At 67.4% G+C, this 19,143-nt stretch carries 16 protein-coding genes; 5 read left to right on the top strand and 11 right to left on the bottom strand.

Translation table 11 applies throughout. The features are described from left to right. Positions 1 to 15: 15 nt before the first annotated feature. The 8 genes from C7H73_RS00870 to C7H73_RS00835 form a co-directional block, all read right to left on the bottom strand. Positions 16 to 1,557, bottom strand: coding sequence for a polyamine aminopropyltransferase (locus C7H73_RS00870; protein WP_106844921.1), 1,542 nt, complete (start codon positions 1,555 to 1,557; stop codon positions 16 to 18). After that, positions 1,554 to 4,238, bottom strand: a complete 2,685-nt coding sequence (locus C7H73_RS00865; protein ID WP_106844920.1) for a DEAD/DEAH box helicase — start codon at positions 4,236 to 4,238, stop codon at positions 1,554 to 1,556. The genes C7H73_RS00870 and C7H73_RS00865 overlap by 4 nt, the downstream gene beginning before the upstream one ends. A 116-nt stretch (positions 4,239 to 4,354) precedes the next feature. Continuing rightward, on the bottom strand, positions 4,355 to 6,043 hold the full coding sequence (locus C7H73_RS00860; RefSeq protein WP_106844919.1) for an RNA-binding domain-containing protein: 1,689 nt from the start codon (positions 6,041 to 6,043) through the stop codon (positions 4,355 to 4,357). A gap of 5 nt (positions 6,044 to 6,048) precedes the next feature. Next, positions 6,049 to 7,731 carry a site-specific DNA-methyltransferase gene (locus tag C7H73_RS00855; protein WP_106844918.1) on the bottom strand — a complete coding sequence of 561 codons (1,683 nt, stop codon included), beginning with the start codon at positions 7,729 to 7,731 and terminating at the stop codon, positions 6,049 to 6,051. 126 nt (positions 7,732 to 7,857) lie between these two features. After that, the gene (locus C7H73_RS00850; protein ID WP_106844917.1) at positions 7,858 to 8,130 is read right to left on the bottom strand and encodes a VF530 family protein; all 273 of its coding nucleotides are present in this window, start codon (positions 8,128 to 8,130) and stop codon (positions 7,858 to 7,860) included. A gap of 64 nt (positions 8,131 to 8,194) precedes the next feature. Next, complete coding sequence (locus tag C7H73_RS00845) at positions 8,195 to 8,416, bottom strand: DUF350 domain-containing protein (RefSeq protein ID WP_106844916.1); 222 nt, start codon at positions 8,414 to 8,416, stop codon at positions 8,195 to 8,197. 61 nt (positions 8,417 to 8,477) lie between these two features. Continuing rightward, positions 8,478 to 9,989, bottom strand: a complete 1,512-nt coding sequence (locus C7H73_RS00840; RefSeq protein WP_106844915.1) for a DUF4178 domain-containing protein — start codon at positions 9,987 to 9,989, stop codon at positions 8,478 to 8,480. A 72-nt stretch (positions 9,990 to 10,061) separates the two neighbouring features. Next, positions 10,062 to 11,102: an SPFH domain-containing protein gene (locus tag C7H73_RS00835; RefSeq protein WP_106847477.1), complete on the bottom strand. Its 1,041-nt coding sequence runs from the start codon at positions 11,100 to 11,102 to the stop codon at positions 10,062 to 10,064. Between the two features lie 163 nt (positions 11,103 to 11,265). Here C7H73_RS00835 and C7H73_RS00830 point away from each other — a divergent pair, with 163 nt between their 5' ends. Then, complete coding sequence (locus C7H73_RS00830) at positions 11,266 to 11,532, top strand: DUF2061 domain-containing protein (RefSeq protein ID WP_106844914.1); 267 nt, start codon at positions 11,266 to 11,268, stop codon at positions 11,530 to 11,532. On the opposite strand, the gene C7H73_RS00825 is transcribed toward C7H73_RS00830, so the two are convergent. Beyond that, positions 11,493 to 11,795, bottom strand: a complete 303-nt coding sequence (locus C7H73_RS00825) for a flagellar basal body protein (protein ID WP_106844913.1) — start codon at positions 11,793 to 11,795, stop codon at positions 11,493 to 11,495. The genes C7H73_RS00830 and C7H73_RS00825 overlap by 40 nt on opposite strands. Before the next feature lie 110 nt (positions 11,796 to 11,905). Then, positions 11,906 to 12,847 (bottom strand): LysR family transcriptional regulator, encoded by a 942-nt coding sequence (locus tag C7H73_RS00820; protein ID WP_106844912.1) that lies wholly within the window; start codon positions 12,845 to 12,847, stop codon positions 11,906 to 11,908. Between the two features lie 97 nt (positions 12,848 to 12,944). Between C7H73_RS00820 and C7H73_RS00815 the strand changes: the two genes are divergently transcribed. The 4 genes from C7H73_RS00815 (at position 12,945) to C7H73_RS00800 (ending at position 17,989) form a co-directional block, all read left to right on the top strand. Next, complete coding sequence (locus C7H73_RS00815; protein WP_106844911.1) at positions 12,945 to 14,309, top strand: aspartate aminotransferase family protein; 1,365 nt, start codon at positions 12,945 to 12,947, stop codon at positions 14,307 to 14,309. Between the two features lie 269 nt (positions 14,310 to 14,578). Next, the gene (locus C7H73_RS00810; protein WP_106844910.1) at positions 14,579 to 16,906 is read left to right on the top strand and encodes an NADP-dependent malic enzyme; all 2,328 of its coding nucleotides are present in this window, start codon (positions 14,579 to 14,581) and stop codon (positions 16,904 to 16,906) included. 113 nt (positions 16,907 to 17,019) lie between these two features. Then, positions 17,020 to 17,418, top strand: coding sequence for a ribonuclease domain-containing protein (locus C7H73_RS00805; RefSeq protein WP_106844909.1), 399 nt, complete (start codon positions 17,020 to 17,022; stop codon positions 17,416 to 17,418). 142 nt (positions 17,419 to 17,560) lie between these two features. Continuing rightward, a complete protein-coding gene (locus C7H73_RS00800; protein ID WP_106844908.1) occupies positions 17,561 to 17,989 on the top strand; it encodes a barstar family protein in 429 nt (142 codons plus the stop codon). Positions 17,990 to 18,357: 368 nt separating this feature from the next. On the opposite strand, the gene rsmA is transcribed toward C7H73_RS00800, so the two are convergent. After that, entirely contained in the window at positions 18,358 to 19,140 is a 783-nt protein-coding gene (gene rsmA, locus C7H73_RS00795) for a 16S rRNA (adenine(1518)-N(6)/adenine(1519)-N(6))-dimethyltransferase RsmA (protein ID WP_106844907.1), read from the bottom strand. Positions 19,141 to 19,143: the final 3 nt, after the last annotated feature.

The following is a 19,143-nucleotide window of genomic DNA, read 5'->3' as shown; positions in this document are numbered from 1 at the left end:
GTTACATATTCGCGGTCAATGCGCCAGCACGCGGCCCCATTCCTGCTCATAGGTGTGCACCAGCACCTGGTTGGACAGGCGGTTGACCTCAGCGGGCACGCGCGCCATGTCGCGCGGAAAGTCCGTCAGGGGCGCGACGGAGGCCAGGTCGAGGAAGCGCAGGTTTGCCGGCAGCGCCGGGGGCAGCCGCCAGGGCCGGCGGCCGGCGATGACGAAGCCCCATTCGCCAAAGCTGGGCACGTGCGCGTGGTAAGGCGTGACGCCCAGGCCCACCGATTCGAGGGTGGCCACCACCGTCCAGAAGCTCTTGCGCGCGATCAGCGGCGAGGTGGTCTGCACCACCGCGTAGCCGCTGGCGGCCAGGTGCTGGTCCAGCAGGGCATAGAAGCTGTTGGTGTAGAGCTTGCCGATGGCGAAGTTGGTCGGGTCGGGGAAGTCCACCACGATCACGTCGAACGGCGCCACATCGGGGCGCTGCAGCCACTGGAAGGCGTCTTCGTTGACCACCTGCACGCGCGCATCGTGCAGGGCGCCTGCGTTCAGGCGGCGCAGCTGCGGGTGCTCGGAAAACAGCCGCGTCATGGCCGGGTCCAGCTCGACCAGCGTGACGGATTCGACCGAGGGGTATTTCAGGATCTCGCGCACCGCCATGCCGTCGCCCCCGCCCAGCACCGCCACGCGCCTGGGCGCGCCGTGCGCGGCCATGGCCGGGTGCACCAGCGCCTCGTGATAGCGGTATTCGTCACTCTCGGCGAACTGCAGGTTGCCGTTCAGGTACAGCCGCAGGCCCAGGCGCCCCTGGGTGAGCACGATGCGCTGGTAGGGCGAGCTGTGGCTGGCGACGATGCGGTCCTGGTAGAACTTGTCCTCGGCAAAGCGCGTGATGTGCTCGGCGCCGATCAGCCCCGCACCCAGCGCCAGCAGCACCGCCGCGCAGGCCAGCGCGTGCGCGCCGAAGCGCCGCAGCTCATGGCGAAACAGCCACAGCGCCCACACGGCCACGGCCGCGTTCATGAAGCCGAACAGCAGCCCCGTGCGCACCAGGCCCAGCTGCGGCACCAGCAGCAGCGGAAACGCCAGCGACACCGCCAGCGCCCCGAGGTAGTCGAAGGTGAGCACCTGGCTGACCAGGTCTTTCAGCTGCACGTTGCGCTTCAGGATGCGCATGACCAGCGGGATCTCCAGCCCCACCAGCGTGCCCACCAGCAGCACCATGCCGTACAGCAGCACGCGAAACGCCCCGGGCACGTAGGCGTTGGCCAGGAACAGCACGGCCGGCAGCGAGCCGCCGATGAGCGCCACCAGCAGCTCGATGCGCAGGAAATGCGCCGGCAGCTGCCGCTCGAAATAGCGCGACAGCCACGAGCCCACACCCATGGCGAACAGGTAGGTGCCGATGATGGTGGAGAACTGCAGCACCGAATCGCCCAGCAGGTACGACGCCAGCGCCCCGGCCGCCAGCTCGTACAGCAGGCCGCAGGCGGCGATGACGAAGACGCTGGTGAGCAGGGCGACATCGAGGGGGCGAGGAGCGGTCCGCGCCGCGGGTTCGCTCATGCCAGCGCGGCGTCCAGCTGCTGCGCCAAGCCATCAAAGGTCAGCCAGCCGAAAACCGCGCGCCGGTCGCTGGCGCGCGCCCACAATTGCCCGACCTGGCGCTTCTCGATTTCGTAGGGGTCGCTTTGCAGGTGCGCACCCTTGAATTCCAGCAGCGCCACGCGGCCGTCCGTCAGCTCGGCAACGAAGTCGGCAAAAAAGCGCCCGCGCGAGGTCGGCAGCGCAAAGCCGCCGGGGGCGGTGTCCAGATTGCGCACCCAGTGGCGCACGCGTGGATGGCGATCGATGAGCTGGGCGCAGGTGAATTCCTCCCCACTGCCCTTCAGGTCAGCCAGCACCGGAAAGTAGTGCCTGGCGAAACGGTAGCGCCCGGTATAGCGCGTGGCCGCGGGCGCCGGATAGCGGCCGGGCTCGAACACATGCGGGTGCGACCAGTCGGGCTCCACCACCCAGGCCCCTCTGGCAGTGCCCTCACCCAGCACCTTTTGCCGGAAGGCACGTTGCGCCGCGCTTTGGCGCAGCTCGGCGGCGTGGTACTCGATGGCTCGCGCCAGGCGGAAGCGTCCCTGCGCCAATGCCACCAGCGGCACGTTGCAGGCGTGCAGCTGGTGGTTGACCACGGCCGTGAGGTAGGCGCGGCGCTGGCTTTGTGTCAGATCCGCAAGCTGCTTGAAAAGGGACTGGTCCAGCCAGCCGACCAGGGTCTGCGCGTCGATGCTGGTGCTATGCCAGTCCATGGGCATCTGCGCCCCATCGGCCAGGCGTAGGGTCACACGCTGGCGCTCCAGCCCGATCTCGAACAGGTCAGGCTCCTGCGCGGTGTGAAACCCGGGCAGCTGCACGGCGTGAGGTGAGAGCCAGTCGACCTCGACCGCCTCCAGCACCGCTTCGCGCTCCAGCGGCCACAGCGGGGCCTGCGCATCGGTCCGGTAGGCCAGGCGAGGCACGGGCGCAAAGGCCGCTCCGTGCGTGGCGGGCGCCGCCTGCGCGGCCGCCAGCGCGTTGTGCTGTGCCACCTGCTGGCGCAACTGCTCCTGCTTCTTCGCGCCGCGCACCTGAGCCAGCAGCAGGGTTTCGGTGTCCTGGTCGATATGCGCCACCACGCGCAGGCCAGCACCTTGCGGCAGGGCCTGCACGCCGGGTTGGGCCAGCAATTCCGGCGTGGGCGCAATTGCTTCAAAAATAGTAGCTACCAGCGCTTGCTGGGCGCGATCCGCGGGCTGATTTAGCTCCAATCCCTCCCACAACGGCAGGCTGGCGGGCGCGGCCAGCATGCTGGCCACGTCCAGCGCCTCGAAGCCCATGTGCCCGATGAGCCGGTCCGCCAGCGCGTGCGCCGCCTGCGAGAACGAGGCCGCGCACACATGGGCGTAGGCGCGGTTGAGCGCCTCGCGGCCGCGCCGCACCGCATACGGCATACGTAGCACGCGCCCCAGCAGCTGCTCGACCGCCGTGGCGCTGCTGAGCTTTTGCAGGCTGCACAGCACGTAGGCAAACGGGCAGTCCCAGCCCTCGCGCAGGGCCTGCACGGTGATCACGTATCGCACCGGGCAATCGCGCGCGGCTAAGCGGATGTCGTCCAGCCCGCGCTCCTTGCCCGTCGCCACCACGATATGGTGCGCGGGCAGGTTCAACTCCTGCACCAGATAGTCGCGCAGCTTGTCGGGTGGCATTTCCTCGCCCGCGTTGTGCGCCTGGAACAGGACGATGGGGCGCACGTAGCCCGCGCCGGCGGCCTCGTCCTTCAGTGCCTCGGCCTCGAGTTCACGCCGCGTCTGCACGGCGGCGAATACCGCGGCGGGCCAGCCCTCGGCGTGCTCGGCCAGCACGATGGGCAGCTTGATCATGTCCTCGGCCGCGAGCTCCTGTGCGCTGACGTGGTAGAGCACATTGGTCTGCGCGGGCAGGGGCGTGGCCGTCAGCTCCAGGATGAAGCTCGGATTCAGGCGCTGCAGGGCGGTGAAGCTCTTGTCGGTCTTGGCATTGTGCGCCTCGTCCACGATCACCAGCGGCTGCTGCAGCGCCAACCAGTTGGCCAGGCTCCAGCGCGGCTGATCGACGAAGCCTGCCAGCACGCCGGTCGCGTCGCGCGCCGCGTCCTCGGGCGTGACCAGGGCGTCGGGCAGCGCACGCAGCGGCGCCAGCGCGCGCTCCGGCACACCCTTGAAGTGGCGCTCGAAACTTTCGGAGAAGCTGTAGACGTTGCGCTGCCCCGCGTCCTCGACGCGAAAGCTCTGGATGGTGGCCACCACAACCACGGCGGTGCGCCCCCAGTCCGGCGGGGCGATCTGCGCCACATCCTCCAGCGCACACACCCGCAGCCCTTCGCCATAGGCCGCCACCAGCGCGGCCCGATAGGGGTGGCCGGGCGTCTGCAGGCTGTGCATCGTCTGCGTGCGGATCGCGTCGCTGGGCACCAGCCACAGCGCCACGGGGGCGTCCTGCCCCATCCAGTCGCGCGCCAGCAGCGGCACGGCGTGCGCCGCCAGCACCGTCTTGCCGCCGCCGGTGGGGATGCGCAGGCACACGCAGGGCACCGAGCCGAAGGCGCCGGCCTGGTACGCACGCCCGGCCTGGGCGGCAAATGCGTGCGCCGCGCCCTGCACCCGGGCGGCCTGGGCGTAGTCGGACAGCGCTTTGAGCGCTTGCTCCTGGTAGGACTTGAGGGTGATAGGGCTCATGGGGATTGGCTTGGATTGGCGCAAATTTTTTCGATTTTTAGCCAATAAGCCAATGCAAGCTGTTGATTCATATTGATTTCCAGAGGCAGCATTGGCTCAAGCATTGGCTTCATTGGCTAATCTTCCCCCCTCAGGCGCCACAACGCCGCATTCGTGGAACCGCCCGCGTTCTCGATCGAGCCCTCGCGCACCATGTCCTGCAACAGGTTTTTGATGTAAGCCTTGCGACTGTGCTCCGAAGCAATCGAAGCGGGCAGCTTGGACAGCAGCATGGCGTTGATCTTCACGCGCCGCTGCGCGCCCAGAGCCAGCAGATCCAGCACCAGGGCTTTGTAGTGCCTGGCATCGAGCCCCTTGTGGTCCAGATACTCCACTTCCTGACCCAGTGCCACCGCCAGCTTGGCGGAAATGTGCAGCCGGGGGCTGCGTCCCTCGATCAGACCAGCGCGCCGCAGTTGCGCCACCTGCGCGGCGTCGAGCTTGCGCTTTTTCTGTACCCGGTCGAGCCACAGCACGTACTCGATAGGCAAGTCCGTGCGCTCCATCAGCCAATGGCTGTAGTTCTCGTCGATTTCCTGGCCATAGACGTTGAACACCGTGCGCGCGGGTGACGAACCCTCATAGTCCGGCAGCGGCAAAAAGCGTCGCCGCTGCGCCAGCACCATGTCGTGGATGCCAAAGCCCGCCTTGTCGATCATGCCTACCTCGGCCATGGCCCTGGCCAGGCGCTCATTGCGATAGCGCTCGGGTGTACGCGCACCGCTTGCGTACTCGTCGGGCTGGCCGTCGAAGAACCCGCCCAGATTGATCATGCGCACCAGACCGATGGACTCCTCCACGACGATGCGCCCGGCTTGCGCGTAGTCTTGGTGCGCCAGGCAGTTGTGCAGGCCTTCGAGCAGCACTGTGTGGGTGTCATAGCGCGGCAAGGTCACGGCCAGCAGCTCATTGCGTGGAAAGAGCTTGATGTTGGGATTGCGCACGCGCTGCGCCACATCGGTAGTGGTGAGCAGGAACGGCGGGTGGAAAGGTTCCGCGACCCGCTCGGCCGCCACCTTCCAGATGATTTCAACGGGGTGCGGCGACAGCAGCGCCGTGGCGCTTTCGCGCCGCCCCAGCAGCAACAGGCCAGCACGGGTGATGCGCCCATGGATGGCCAGGCCGATCTTGTCCAACAGTTTCTCCGTGCTCCACTGCGGCACCTGTGCAGCCCAAGTTTCTCGCTGGTATTTTTCGGCGAATTTCTCGCGTGCCTTGGCAATGGCTGCTTCGTCAAGGTCGGCCAGCGTGGCGTCAGGCACCACGGTGGCGCTCCAGTCCTCGCCCGCCAAGTGCTCGGCCAAAATGGCGCGGCGCCGGTCTTCACGCAACTCCACTAGGCTGTCGCCATCGCGCTGCCAAGCTCTGTCATGCGCCGACACAGGTTCCCGCGGAGCATGGCGCGGCACATGCACCAGCCACACCACGGCGCCGGTGTCACGCGCCCGCAGCTCCTGCACTTGCAACCCCAGAGACGGCAGGCCAGGCGTCTTGCCCAGCACGCGGTGGACTACGTTTTCGAGCGTGTAGTCGGCAAAGTCCCGGATGCCCGTGGGAGCCAGAGTCTTGTCCTGCGCGCCAATCACCACGCAGCCGCCGTCCATGTTGGCCAGGGCGCTCACATACGACACCAGATCCTCGCCCTTACGGCCGGAAATATTGGATTTCAGTGATTGCCACTCTTTCCATTCGTGGTGCTCGTTCTCCTTCGGAAAATGGGCGTGCAGCCACTGCTGGAGCTCGGCAGCCGTATCGAACTGGTCCATGCTCCTCACCTCGCCTTTACGTCATACGGAATATGCTTGAACGTGACCCGCGCGCGCGCCAGCGTCTCCGGGCCAAGCCGGTTGGCCTCGCCATAGACCACCAGTAGCGCGTCGGGGTGCGGCGTGCCGGCATGCAGGGCCAGCAGCGCCTCGAGCACCGCGCGGGTCAGCACGTTGCCGCCGGCAGGGCGCCTGTCGCCCAGGATGCCGTTGAACAGCAGGTAGTACGCGGTGCGGCTGCGCAAGACAAGCTCCGGCATCGGCTCGGACGCGGTTTCGAGCGAAATCGGCCCCTCGGCCGCACCAATCAAGCGCGGGCAGCTATCAAAAACGGAGTGCGTGCCCAGCCAGGGCGTGCCGACGCGGCCCTGGGCGGGGTCGAAGGCGGTGCCCGTCTCCTGCTGCCAGACAAAGGCCGCCAGCGTGGCGAAGCGCACGTCCGGGTGGATGCAGCCGTCGGTGTCGAAGATGGGCGCACCCAGGCGCGCGAAGCGGAAGCCGCCGCCGCCCTGCCAGCCCACCGCCTGGCTGATGCCGCCCTGCTCGCCGGTAATCACTTTGTCCAGGCGCGGCAGGCAGTGCGTGGCGGCGTGCTCGCCCATCTCGATGCCGATCCAGCGGCGGCCCATCTTGTGCGCAACGGCGGCCGTGGTGCCGGAGCCGAGGAAGCTGTCGAGGACGAGGTCGCCGGGATTGGTGGCGATGTGGAGGATGCGCTGAAGCAGGCGTTCGGGTTTGGGAGTCGAAAACAGCTCTGTATCTTCTTCAAGCAATAACAAAGAAGTTTCTTTCTTTGCCTCTTGATTATGTCCAACCTCTTCATGACTCCATGTTGTGGTCGGGACTACACCCTCCTTCAGTTCTGAGAAAAATCGCTTCAACCTTGGTTGATTGCGGCCATCGCTGCCCCACCAAATGCGATTATCTCTCTCCAAGGCGGCAAGAGTTTCTTCACCGTAGGCCCAAGCCCGCCCCTTTGGGGGGTGAATTTCTTCCCCGTGCGGACTAATGATTGGAAATAGTCCGCTAGAAGTGCCTGTTCGAGCAAACTGTGCTCCGCGTTGCCCTGAAGTTAAGCTGACATGCAGCGGGCTAGATGACCAAGCGCCTCTTGGATCATTGTCTGGATTTGTGTAGTCACTTACGTTACGTGCGCTGCGGGAGACTCTGTTGAATTTGCATGCATTAATATTTTTTGCAAATACATGAATGCAGTCATTCATTGAGGAGAAAAATTCCGCATTATTGTGGACACTTGGCGTTTTTATCCAAATAACAGAATTCACAAAGTTCCCCCGCCCAAACACCTCATCCATCAACACCTTGAGGTAATGGCCCTCGTGGTCGTCGATGGTCACCCAGATCGATCCGTCTTCGGTGAGCAACTCGCGCAGCAATTGCAGGCGCGGCAGCATCATCGACAGCCACTGGCTGTGCTCCAAATGGTCGTCGTAATGCTCGAAGGCGCTTTTCGTGTTGTAGGGCGGGTCGATGAAGATGCACTTCACTTGGCCGCGGTAGAAGGGCAGCAGGGCTTTCAGGGCTTCGAGGTTGTCGCCCTGGATCAGCAGGTTGTCCGGTGCGGTGGCTGCGTCGCCGTGGGTGGAGATGGTGTCCAGCAGGCGGTAGGGCACCTGGGCGGCAGTGGTGAAGGCGGTGGCGCGGTTGAGCCAGTCGAGCGTGGGCATGAAACGGTGGGAAAGGTGGTCGGAACAGTCGGGTTGCGGCCAGGAGCGGCTCAGGCGCCGCAGGCAGCCATTCAGGGGATTGTTCCCGGATCCGCATGCGCCTTCTGCCCTCCCGGCCCTGAGGCGCTAGGCATCCCGCCGCGCCTGCCCGCGCCGCTGCTCCCGCAGCATGAACAGGTACAGCCCCTCGACCTTCTCGCGCGCCCACGGCGTCTTGCGCAGGAACTTCAGGCTGGAGGGCACGCTGGGGTCGCTGGTGAAGCAGCGCACCGGAATGCGCCGACCCAGCTCCTCCCAGCCAAAGTACGCCACCAGCGCGACGACGATGGCCTCCAGGGTCAGGCCGTGCAGGGGATTGCGCGGCTGGGCGGGCGGCGCGGGCGGGTTGGGTGCGGTCATGGCAGGAGGCTCGAAGGCGCCATTGCGCCGGGCAGGGGTGGGCGGGGGCGGGCGGGCACGGCGCTCAATGGATCGCCGCCGCCACGATGATGCTCACCCCCAGGCACATCGCCGCCACCACCATGCCCAGCGCGACGTTCTGCTTCTCCACGATCTCGGCCCACAGGTCGGTGGGTGTGATCTTGTCGATGATGACGAAGCACAGCCAGAAGATGACCACGCCGATCAGGGCGTAGAGGATGGACCCGAGAAAGGCCGCGGGCCGGAGCCATTCGATTCCCATCATGGCGCTTTATTCCTTGTTGGTTGGATGAGTGACAGGGATGAAAAAAAGAGGGTGCAGGGGATCACTTGTGCCCTCCGCCCGAGGTGTAGCCGCCCCAGGAGCCGCCCGAGCTGCGGTAGCCGCCGCCCGAGTCGCCCGAGCAGTTGGCCAGCACGATGAGCAGCACCAGCAGCACCACGAACAGCAGCACCACCGTGCCGCAGCCCGCGCCCAGCGTGATGGAAGTGATGCCGGCGTCCTGGCGGGTGAACAGGCCGTCCCGATCCTGCAGCTTGAAGGCCTGGGCGACCACGCTGCTGTCCAGGCGCTGGCCGTGCGACCAGGTGACTTCGCCCGGCGCCTGCTCGCGCGACAGGATGCCCTTGCCATCCACGGCGGCGAAGTCGTCGTTGCTGGTCTTTTGCCCGCGCTGCACGGGCCAGTAGAACTCGCCGGCCACGTAGTTCGTCTCGGCGCGGTAGGTGGAGGTCAGGCGGTACTGGCGGCCCAGGTAGGTGGCGCTTTGCGCCCCGCCCTTGTGCTTGGGCGCGCCGCTGGCCGGGCGCACCAGGCTCCAGCCGTCGCTGGCATCCACCAGGAAGATGAAGCCCCGCTGGCGGTTGTACAGCAGGTATTCGTCCCAGCCGAAGACCTCCTCATCGTCGTCGCCCACCTCCACGCCGGTGCGGTGCTGAAAGCCCACCACCTGCCAGGGCGCGCCCTCGAACTGCCCCGTGCTGCCCAGCGGGATCAGCGGCTGCACCGGCTCGCGCTGCACGGCGTGGCGCAGCTCGCCGCCCACGCCTTCGGCCAAGTCGATCAGGCTGTGGCAGGACGGGCAGGTGCAGCTCTTGCTAGCGGCCAGCTCCACGTGCACGGGCGCGCCGCAGCGGGGGCAGCCGAACTGGCGCGCGGCCTCCTCGCGCGCCGACTCGTCCTTCAGCCCCGTGAGCTGCAGGTCCTCCAGCCGCACGGAGCGGCCGGCCTGCACCTCGGGCAGCGCGGCGCCGTAGTCGATGCTCAGCACCTCGCCATCGGCGGCGCGCAGCTCGACCACGGCAAAGGGCTGGCCGGGCGGGGGCAGCTTCGGGGTTTCGCCTTCGGCCGCGACCAGGTGCGCCTGCAGGTGGGCCGCCACGGTGTAGGCCTTGCCGTTGATGGCGGTGGTCATGCCCAGGCGCAGGTGCCCGGGCTCGGGCAGGGTGTGGCGCGGCGTGACGGGGCGCGAGAAGACATAGGCGCCGTTGTCCTCGGCCAGGCTGGCGCTGGCGCCGCCGGGCAGCAGGGCGATCCACTCCGTCCAGCGGCCCTGCGCGGCTTCGTACTGCAGGCGGCCGATCAGGGTGAAGGCCTGCGCGCCGCCGGCGCCCGGGGCCGCCGGCAGGCGGCCGCTGGCCCCCAGCTGCAGCGGGCTGTGGTCGTCGAACACCTCGGCCATGGTGCCCAGGCGCTGCAGCACGCCGCCGCTGCGCACCACGGTGCTGTGGCAGTAGGGGCAGACGGCGTGGGTGGACTGGGCGCTTTGGAATTCGACCGGCGCGCCGCAGCCGGGGCACGGCGCGCGGTAGTGGCGCTGGGCGCTGCGGGTGGCCATGCGAAGAGTTTGGGGTGCTTTTGGGCTCCAGCGCCCGTCCATCAAGCGCTGGCAGCTATTGTTTTTGTAGCGTCAGACGAGCTTTTTCAAAAGCTCGGCCTTTTTGGCGTCGAACTCGTCCTGGGTCAGGATGCCCTTGGCCTTGAGCTCGCCGAGCTTTTCCAGCGTGGCCATCACGTCCTCGGGCCGCACGGCGGCCGCTGCTGCCGGCTGCTGCGCGTTGCCGCCTGGCTGCTGCTGCAGGCCCGACTGCAGGTTTTGCGCCAGCACCTGGCCCAGCGCCACGCCGGCGCCCAGGCCCATGGCGTCGCCCGCCACGCCGCCGCCGTGGCCGCCGCCTTCGGCGAACTTCGGAATCGCCTGCGCCGTCTGGTACTGCATGAACTTGCCCATGTCACCGCCGACCATGCCCATGCCGATCTTCTGGTCCATCACCTTTTGCAGCTCTTCGGGCAGCGAGAGGTTTTGCACCGTCAGGCCTTCGAGCTTGAGGCCAATGCGCTCGAACGCCGGGCGCAGGGTGGTGGTCAGCGCGTCGGCGAACATGACCTGGTTGGCCGCCAGGTCCAGGAACGGCACGCCGCTGGCGGCAATGGCGTTGCTGATGCTTTGCAGCACCAGGCCGCGCAGCTGGCCGTCCAGGTCGGCCACGGTGTACTCGGCGCGCGTGCCGGTGATTTCGGTGTGCAGCAGCTTCGGGTCGGCCACGCGGTAGGCGTAGTTGCCAAAGGCCCGCAGCCGCACGGCGCCGAAGTCGGCGTCGCGGATGGTGATGGGCTGGGGCGTGCCCCATTTCTGGTCCACCTGCTGGCGCGTGCTGAAAAAATACACGTCGCTCTTGAAGGGCGACTGGAACAGCTTGTCCCAGTTGCGCAGGTAGGTCAGTACCGGCAGCGTCTGCGTGGTCAGCTTGTAGGTGCCGGGGCCGAAGACATCGGCCACCTGGCCTTCGTTGACGAACACCGCCATCTGCGACTCGCGCACCACCAGCGCGGCGCCGTTCTGGATCTCCATGCCCTCCATGGGGAAGCGCCAGGCGAGCGTGCCGTCGCCGTCCTCGGTCCATTGCAGGATGTCGATGAACTGCTTCTTGATGAAGTCCATGAGGGCCATGTGCGCTCCGGGGTCGTGGAAGAAAAAGGGCGGTGCAAACCAGCCGGCCATGATAGCCAAGCGTTTGCCCGCGGCCCGTGGCTATGGGGAGGGTAGAAAAAACCGATTGGCGCCTTCAGATGAGAATGAATACTATTTAGGTATTCTTTTCCAGGAGCCCGCCATGAGCCGCATCCGCACCGCCCTGCAGCACAACCGCCTGACCTTGATGAAGACGGCCAGCTACTACGTCATCCACATTTGCGTGGCCGCCACCGTGGCCTACCTGGTCACGGGCAACCTGCTGGCCTCGCTCACCCTGAGCCTGCTGGAGCCCACGGTGCAGGCTTTTGCCTTCTTCTTCCACGAAAAAACCTGGGAGCGGACGCTGCGCCGGCGCACGGCGGGCGTTCAGGCGCGCTCGTCCAGCAGCGTGCCGGCGATGTCCTGAGCCGTGCGCAGTACCAGCACGTTGGCCTTGAAGGCGTAGGCGGCGGCGATCTGCTCCACGGCCTCGGCCTCCAGCGGCACGCCCGGCTGCGCCGCCTGGGCGACTTGCGCCTGCACTCCGCCCAGGGCCGGCGCGGCCTGCTGGGCGACCTCCTGGCGGTGAAAGCCCGCTGTGCCGGCGTTGGCCACGTTGTGTGCGCTGGCAGCCAGGCGCAGCTGGGCGGCCTGCAGGCCGGAAGAAGCGGTGGCGGCGATGGAGGTCATGGTGGCCTTGTTATCGGCAGGTTGCCGCGCGGCTGGAGGGTGGTGGCTCCATCACTACTCATTTGATAGCTGGCAGCGCTGGGTGGGCGGGCGCTGGAGGCAGTTTTCGTTCAAATGACTGCATGCGCCTTCACCAGGCACTGCTGGAACAGCTGCGCCGCGCGCGGCACCTGCGGCGGGCGGCGCAGGACGCTGACGAAACGGCAGTCGTAGCGAAACAGCGCAGGCCGCACCGCCTGCATGCGGCCGCGCTGCTCGAAGTCCGCGGCGTAGTGGTCGGGCAGAAAGCCCAGGAAGCGCCCGGACAGCACCAGCGTGGCGATCGATTCCTGATCGAAGCCCGTGGCGCTGCGCGCCAGCTGCGCCTGGTGGCTCAGCTCCATGTTGGGCGAGTGGTAGCCCAGCCCGGCGAACGGGTGCTCGCGCAGCGCGTCCCAGGTGAGCGCGTCGTGCGCGGCGCCGAACAGCGGGTGGCCGGCGCCGCAGTACAGCAGCATGGTCTCGCCGAACAGGTCGGCATAGACCAGGCTTTGCGAGCTGCGGTGCGCCGGCACGATGCCTACGTGAAAGCTGCCGTCCATCACCCCGCGCTCGATGGCCGGCAGCGCGCCCACGTGCAGCTGCAATTGCACGTGCGGTGCCTGGGCGCTGAAGGCAGCGATCGCCGCGCCGATGCGCGCGGCCGGGTTGCTGGCGGTCTTGTCGAATACCGCCACGGCCAGCTGGCCGCCCATGCGCGCGTGGATGTCGTCCACGCTGGCCAGAAAGCCGCGCACCGAGGCCAGCAGGCGCAGCGTTTCCTCATACACCCGCTGGCCCTCGGGCGTCAGGGCAAAGCCCGCGCGCCCGCGCCGGCACAGCGTCAGGCCCAGGCGCGTCTCCAGGTCCCTCACGTGGCGGCTGACGGTGCTGGTGCCGATGTTCAGCTCCAGCTCGGCCGCGGCCATGCCGCCGCACTCCACCACGGCCTTGAAGACCTGCAGCAGGCGCAGGTCCATGTCCGAGAGCTGGCCCAGCACGGCGCGCGGGCGGGTCGGGGCTTTTGCTTGCATGAACTCTCAAGTGAACGTGGATATTTGTGGCTTCATGAATTTATCACCGCTGCCCACAATGGCTGCTTTCTTGACCCCACCGCCCCAGGAGACCGCCATGACCTTCACCGTGATCGACGACACGCCTGCCAACGCCAGCGCGCCGCGCATGGACGCCGCCTGGCTGGACGCCCACTGGATGCCCTTTACCGGCAACCGCAACTTCAAGGCCCGCCCGCGCATGATCGTCTCGGGCGAGGGCGCGTACTACACCGATGCGGAAGGCCGCAAGATCTTCGACGGCCTGTCGGGCCTGTGGTGCTCGGGCCTGGGGCATGGCCGCCAGGACATCGCGCAGGCGATCGGCCGCGCCGCCGCCACGCTGGACTACTGCCCCGCCTTCCAGTTCGGCCACCCGGCGGCGTTCGAGCTGGCCAACCGCATCAAGGAGCTGACGCCCGACGGGCTGGACTATGTGTTCTTCACCTCGTCCGGCTCGGAGGCGGCCGACACCTCGCTCAAGATGGCGCGCGCCTACTGGCGTGCCAGGGGCCAGGCCGGCAAGACGCGGCTGATCGGGCGCGAGAAGGGCTACCACGGCGTGAACTTCGGCGGCGTGTCGGTGGGCGGGATGGTGGGCAACCGCAAGACCTTTGGCCAGGGGATCGAGGCCGACCACATCCCGCACACCCAGCCGCCGCTGGGGTCGTTCCACAAGGGCATGCCGGACACCGATGGGCGCGCGCTGGCCGACAAGCTGCTGGACGTGATCAACCTGCACGACGCGAGCAACATCGCCGCCGTCATCGTCGAGCCGTTCTCGGGCTCGGCCGGGGTCGTCATCCCGCCCCAGGGCTACCTGCAGCGCCTGCGCGAGATCTGCACGCAGCACGGCATCCTGCTGATTTTCGACGAGGTCATCACGGCCTTTGGCCGCGCCGGCGGCTGGACGGGCGCGGAGGTCTTTGGTGTTACGCCCGACATCATGAATTTCGCCAAGCAGGTGACCAACGGCGCGCAGCCGCTGGGCGGCTGCGTCGTCAGCAAGGCTATCTACGACACCTTCATGGGCGCGGGCGGGCCGGAGTACCTGGTGGAGTTCCCGCACGGCTACACCTACTCGGCCCACCCGGTGGCCTGCGCCGCCGGCAACGCGGTGCTGGACGTGCTGCACAAGGAAGACATGCCGGCGCGCGTGAAGGCGCTGGCGCCCGTTTTCGAGCGCGCCGTGCACGGCCTGCAAGGAGCGAAGCACGTGCTGGACATCCGCAACTTCGGCCTGGCTGCCGGTTTCACCGTCGCCTCGGCGCCGGGCGAGCCGGCCCGCCGGCCCTACGAGGTCGCCATGAAGTGCTGGGACAAGGGCTTCTATGTGCGCTACGGCGGCGACACCATCCAGCTGGCGCCGCCCTTCATCAGTACCGAGTCGGAGCTGGAGCGGCTGGTGAGCGCGTTGGGCGACGCGCTGGCCGAGACGGCCTGACGCTGCTCCTGAATTAATAGCTGCCGGCGCTTGCTGCACAAGCGCCGGCAGCTATTTTCATTGATATTTCTGCAGCGCGGTCCGGCGGCATATTGGGCGCCTGCGCGGCAAAAGTGTTTCACCCCGGGCGCGCCCGGGCCGGCGCAGGGGCAGGGCGCGGCCCGCTCCTACAATGACCGTCCCCCTGTACCGCTCGCCACGCAGGGCCCCGGCGGTCCGGGCCCGGCAGCCGTGCAGCGCACCCCTTTTCCGAAGCTGGAGACGCCCGCATGCCCGACACCACGGCCCCCTCGACCCCCTCGACCCCTGCCCCCGCTGACAAACGCGCCCTGCTGCGCCGCGCGGCCCTCGAATACCACGAGTTTCCCCAGCCCGGCAAGATCACCATTGCCGCCACCAAGCAGATGATCAACCAGCACGACCTGGCGCTGGCCTACTCGCCCGGCGTGGCCGCACCGTGCGAGGAAATCGTCAAGGACCCGGCTGCCGCCTTCCGCTACACAGCGCGCGGCAACCTGGTGGGCGTGGTCACCAACGGCACGGCGGTGCTGGGCCTGGGCGACATCGGCCCGCTGGCCGGCAAGCCGGTCATGGAGGGCAAGGGCGTTCTGTTCAAGAAGTTCTCGGGCATCGACGTGTTCGACATCGAGATCAACGAAAAAGACCCGGAAAAGCTCGTCGAGATCATCGCCAGCCTGGAGCCGACCTTTGGCGGCATCAACCTGGAAGACATCAAGGCGCCGGACTGCTTCTACGTCGAGCGCAAGCTGCGCGAGCGCATGAGCATCCCGGTCTTTCACGACGACCAGCACGGCACGGCCATCGTCGTGGGCGCGGCCATCCTGAACGGCCTGAAGGTGGCGGGCAAGGACATCAATCAGGTCAAGCTGGTGGCCTCCGGCGCGGGCGCGGCGGCGCTGGCCTGCCTGGGGCTGCTGGTCAAGCTGGGCCTGCCGCGCGAGAACATCTGGGTGACCGACATCGCCGGCGTGGTCTATCGCGGCCGCCCGGAGCTGATGGACGAGGACAAGGCGCAGTTCGCACAAGCTACCGACCTGCGCACCTTGAGCCAGGTCATCGAGGGCGCAGACGTGTTCCTGGGCCTGTCGGCCGGCGGCGTGCTGAAAAAGGACATGGTGGCCAAGATGGCCGCCAGCCCGCTGGTCTTCGCCCTGGCCAACCCCAACCCGGAGATTGCCCCCGAGGACGTGCGCGAGGTGCGCGGCGACGCCATCATCGCCACCGGCCGCACGGACTACCCCAACCAGGTCAACAACGTCCTGTGCTTTCCCTACATCTTCCGCGGCGCGCTGGACTGCGGCGCGACCACCATCACCACCGAGATGGAGATCGCCGCGGTGCATGCCATCGCCGAGCTGGCCCAGGCCGAGCAAAGCGAGGTGGTGGCCGCCGCCTATGCCGGCGAGCCCCTGGCCTTCGGTCCCAACTACCTCATCCCCAAGCCGTTTGACCCGCGGCTGATGATGAAGATCGCGCCGGCCGTGGCCCAGGCGGCGTTCGACTCCGGCGTGGCCCAGCGCCCCGTGGCCGACATGGACGCCTACCGCGACCAGCTGCAGACCTTCGTGTATGCCTCCGGCACCATCATGAAGCCCATCTTCATGGTGGCCAAGAACGCTGCGGCCAAGCGCGTGGCGTTCTCCGAGGGCGAGGAGGAGCGCGTACTGCGCGCCGCGCAGATCGTGGTGGACGAGCACGTCGCCCGGCCCACGCTGATCGGGCGGCCGGCCATCATTGCCCAGCGCATCGAGAAGTTCGGCCTGCGCCTGAAAGAGGGCGTGGACTATGACGTGGTGAACGTCGAGGACGACCACCGCTACCGCGACTTCTGGCAGACCTACCACCGCATGACCGAGCGGCGCGGCGTGACGGTGCCGATCGCAAAGATCGAGATGCGCCGGCGCCTGACGCTGATCGGCTCCATGCTGCTGCACAAGGGCGAGGTGGACGGCCTCATTTGCGGCACCTGGGGCCACACGGTGCACCACCTGAACTACATCGACCAGGTCATCGGCAAGCGCGCCGGCGCGGCCACCTATGCGTGCATGAATGCGCTGCTGCTGCCCGACCGCCAGGTCTTCGTGGTGGACACGCACGTCAACTACGACCCCAGCGCCGAGCAGCTGGCCGAGATCACCGTCATGGCGGCCGAGGAGATCATGCGCTTTGGCATCCGCCCGAAGGCGGCGCTGCTGTCGCACTCCAATTTCGGCTCCAGCAACCACGCAAGCGCCGTGAAGATGCGCCGCACCCTGGAGCTGCTGCGCGAGCAGGCGCCCTGGCTGGAGGTGGACGGCGAGATGCACGGCGACGTGGCCCTGAACGAGAAGGAGCGCGTGGAGCTCATGCCCCACAGCACCCTGTCGGGCAGCGCCAATTTGCTGGTCATGCCCAACATCGACGCGGCCAACATCTCCTACAACCTGCTGAAGACGGCCGCCGGCGGCGGCATCGCCATCGGTCCCATGCTGCTGGGCGCGGGCGCCCCGGTGCAGGTGCTGACCCCCAGCGCCACGGTGCGACGCATCGTCAACATGACGGCGCTGACGGTGGCCGACGCCAACACCAGTCGTTGAAAAGCCCATTGCGCTGCCCATTTTTTGGGCATGCGCTTGCCTTCGTGCGCCCTTTTTGTCACACTACCGGGTCGAAATTTCGGGTTAACCCGGAGTTTTTGAAAGGTATTGTGATGTTCCAGGCCGGTGCCCTTGCGGCGTGCAAGGCGTTTGTAGCGTGCGCTGTGGGTGCTGCGGTCGTGCTGGCGCCGGTGGTTGTGTCGGCGCGCTCCACAGCGCAGGCCGGCACCGCCATCACCCTGGCCGATCTGCCCGCCCAGGGGCGCGCCACCTACGCGCTGATCCATGCGGGCGGCCCCTTCCCCCATGACAAGGACGGCGCGGTCTTTGGCAACCGCGAGCGGCTGCTGCCTCAGCAGCGGCGCGGCTATTGGCGCGAGTACACCGTGCGCACGCCCGGCGTGCGCCACCGGGGCGCCCGGCGCATCGTTTGCGGCGGCGCACCGCGCACGCCCGATACCTGTTACTACAGCGGCGACCATTACGCGAGCTTCCGGGAAATCACACCGTGACCGCGCAGCCCCCGCCTGCTGCGGCCGCATGCGGCGCCCCGCGGGGCTGCCGCGCTGAAATCACCCATCCGCCGGCGCATGCGTACAGCGTGCACCGGCGGATGCCTGTTTTTGTGGACCTCTGAGAGAAAGAGCAACGGAGATGCAAACGCCACTTCGTAGTAAGGACCAGGAAGCCCTGTTACGCGCAGTGCGCCCCAACATCGTGCAGTCCATCCGCGCCTTCCGGGTGCACGACCTGCAGGAGACTGCGGGCACGCTGGGTCATCATTTCCTGTATGCCAACCTGGCGCACGCGCAAACCAAGCAGGACGTGCTGGAGCTGATCGCGTCGCAATTCACCTTTCCGGCGCACTTCGGCAAGAACTTTGACGCCCTGTACGACTGCCTGACCGACCCGCTGCACAAGTGCGGCCCGCAGCCGGGCTTCGTGCTGGTGCTGGACCAGATTCCGGTCACGGCCAAGTTCGACAAGGAAGTGCGCGAGCAGCTGCTGGACGTGTTCCGCGAGGCCGCCGACTACTGGGCCGAGCGCAAGATCGCCTTTCGCTGCTTCTATTCTTTTCTGTAGCCCGTTCCGCATCCGCCGGCCAGGCGGAACGGGCCAGCGAGGCGCCAGTCGGCGCCGCGCAACAGGCCATCACCATCGAGATCCCCGTGGAGGGCGGCATGCCGGTGGACGTCACGCCGCTGGCGCTGCGCATGAGCAGCCCCTTCAACGCGGGCTACTGGCTCGCTGCGGCATAGCTCGGAGCATCCCCTTGCGCGGCTTTGCCGCTTCCCCCTTCTCTCGACTGGCTGCGCCATTCGGGAAGGGGGACGACGCCACTGGGCCGGCGGAGCCGGACCCACGGCGTCTGCTGGCCTGGGGCGGCTGGGGGGGGTGGATGTTGCGTTAAAAAGCGGCTCTGAGGCTTGCTGAGCAAGCGCTGGCAGCTCTTATTTTGGTAGCAATGCCTGCGCCAGCGCCACGTATTCCTGGACGGGCACTTCCTCGGCGCGGCGCTGCAGCTCGAAGCTGCCGGTGAAGCCGCGAGCCTGCAGCCAGGCGCCCAGGGCGTGGCGCAGGATCTTGCGGCGCTGGCTGAAGGCGACCTGCACCAGCTCTGACAGCAGCGCCACATCCACGGCCGGCGGCTCGGCCAGGGGCACCATGCGCACCACGGCGCTGTCCACGCGCGGGGGCGGCTCGAAGGCGTCCGGCGGCACGAACAGCACGTCCTCCATGGCGTAGCGCCACTGCAGCATGACCGACAAGCGCCCGTAGGCAGCCGTGGCCGGCCGGGCCACCATGCGGTCGATGACTTCCTTTTGCAGCATGAAGTGCTGGTCTTCGATGGCCTGCACGTGCCCCAGCAGATGGAACAGGATGGGCGTGGAGATGTTGTAGGGCAGGTTGCCCACCACTCTCAATTTAGGAGCTGCCAGCGCTTGCGCCACCTGCGCGAAGTCCACTTTCAGCACATCGGATTCGATGACCTCAAGCTGCGGGTGCTGGCGCAGCCGCGCGGCCAGGTCACGGTCCAGCTCGATCACCGTGAGGCGCCCCAGGCGCTCCACCAGCGGCTGGGTCAGGGCCGCCAGGCCGGGGCCGATCTCCACCACCGGCTGCCCCGGGCGCGGGTCGATGGCGCGCACGATGGCGTCGATGATGCCGGCGTCGGACAGGAAGTGCTGGCCGAAGCGCTTGCGCGCGACGTGGGGGCGGCTTGCTGCGGCCATGGG

Source organism: Pulveribacter suum (genome assembly GCF_003013695.1).
Taxonomy (GTDB): Bacteria; Pseudomonadota; Gammaproteobacteria; order Burkholderiales; family Burkholderiaceae_C; genus Melaminivora; species Melaminivora suum.
The sequence above is the reverse complement of the archived record's forward strand: the minus strand, read 5'-3'. Positions and strand labels throughout refer to the sequence as shown.

Excerpts from the sequence above, each read along its gene's own strand:
- C7H73_RS00840 (WP_106844915.1), bottom strand. The coding sequence starts at position 9,989 with ATGGCCACCCGCAGCGCCCAGCGCCACTACCGCGCGCCGTGCCCCGGC.
- rsmA (WP_106844907.1), bottom strand. The coding sequence starts at position 19,140 with ATGGCCGCAGCAAGCCGCCCCCACGTCGCGCGCAAGCGCTTCGGCCAG.
- C7H73_RS00850 (WP_106844917.1), bottom strand. The coding sequence starts at position 8,130 with ATGACCGCACCCAACCCGCCCGCGCCGCCCGCCCAGCCGCGCAATCCC.
- C7H73_RS00830 (WP_106844914.1), top strand. The coding sequence starts at position 11,266 with ATGAGCCGCATCCGCACCGCCCTGCAGCACAACCGCCTGACCTTGATG.
- C7H73_RS00835 (WP_106847477.1), bottom strand. The coding sequence starts at position 11,102 with ATGGCCCTCATGGACTTCATCAAGAAGCAGTTCATCGACATCCTGCAA.
- C7H73_RS00800 (WP_106844908.1), top strand. The coding sequence starts at position 17,561 with ATGCAAACGCCACTTCGTAGTAAGGACCAGGAAGCCCTGTTACGCGCA.
- C7H73_RS00855 (WP_106844918.1), bottom strand. The coding sequence starts at position 7,731 with ATGCCCACGCTCGACTGGCTCAACCGCGCCACCGCCTTCACCACTGCC.
- C7H73_RS00805 (WP_106844909.1), top strand. The coding sequence starts at position 17,020 with ATGTTCCAGGCCGGTGCCCTTGCGGCGTGCAAGGCGTTTGTAGCGTGC.
- C7H73_RS00845 (WP_106844916.1), bottom strand. The coding sequence starts at position 8,416 with ATGATGGGAATCGAATGGCTCCGGCCCGCGGCCTTTCTCGGGTCCATC.
- C7H73_RS00870 (WP_106844921.1), bottom strand. The coding sequence starts at position 1,557 with ATGAGCGAACCCGCGGCGCGGACCGCTCCTCGCCCCCTCGATGTCGCC.
- C7H73_RS00860 (WP_106844919.1), bottom strand. The coding sequence starts at position 6,043 with ATGGACCAGTTCGATACGGCTGCCGAGCTCCAGCAGTGGCTGCACGCC.
- C7H73_RS00810 (WP_106844910.1), top strand. The coding sequence starts at position 14,579 with ATGCCCGACACCACGGCCCCCTCGACCCCCTCGACCCCTGCCCCCGCT.
- C7H73_RS00815 (WP_106844911.1), top strand. The coding sequence starts at position 12,945 with ATGACCTTCACCGTGATCGACGACACGCCTGCCAACGCCAGCGCGCCG.
- C7H73_RS00820 (WP_106844912.1), bottom strand. The coding sequence starts at position 12,847 with ATGCAAGCAAAAGCCCCGACCCGCCCGCGCGCCGTGCTGGGCCAGCTC.
- C7H73_RS00825 (WP_106844913.1), bottom strand. The coding sequence starts at position 11,795 with ATGACCTCCATCGCCGCCACCGCTTCTTCCGGCCTGCAGGCCGCCCAG.
- C7H73_RS00865 (WP_106844920.1), bottom strand. The coding sequence starts at position 4,238 with ATGAGCCCTATCACCCTCAAGTCCTACCAGGAGCAAGCGCTCAAAGCG.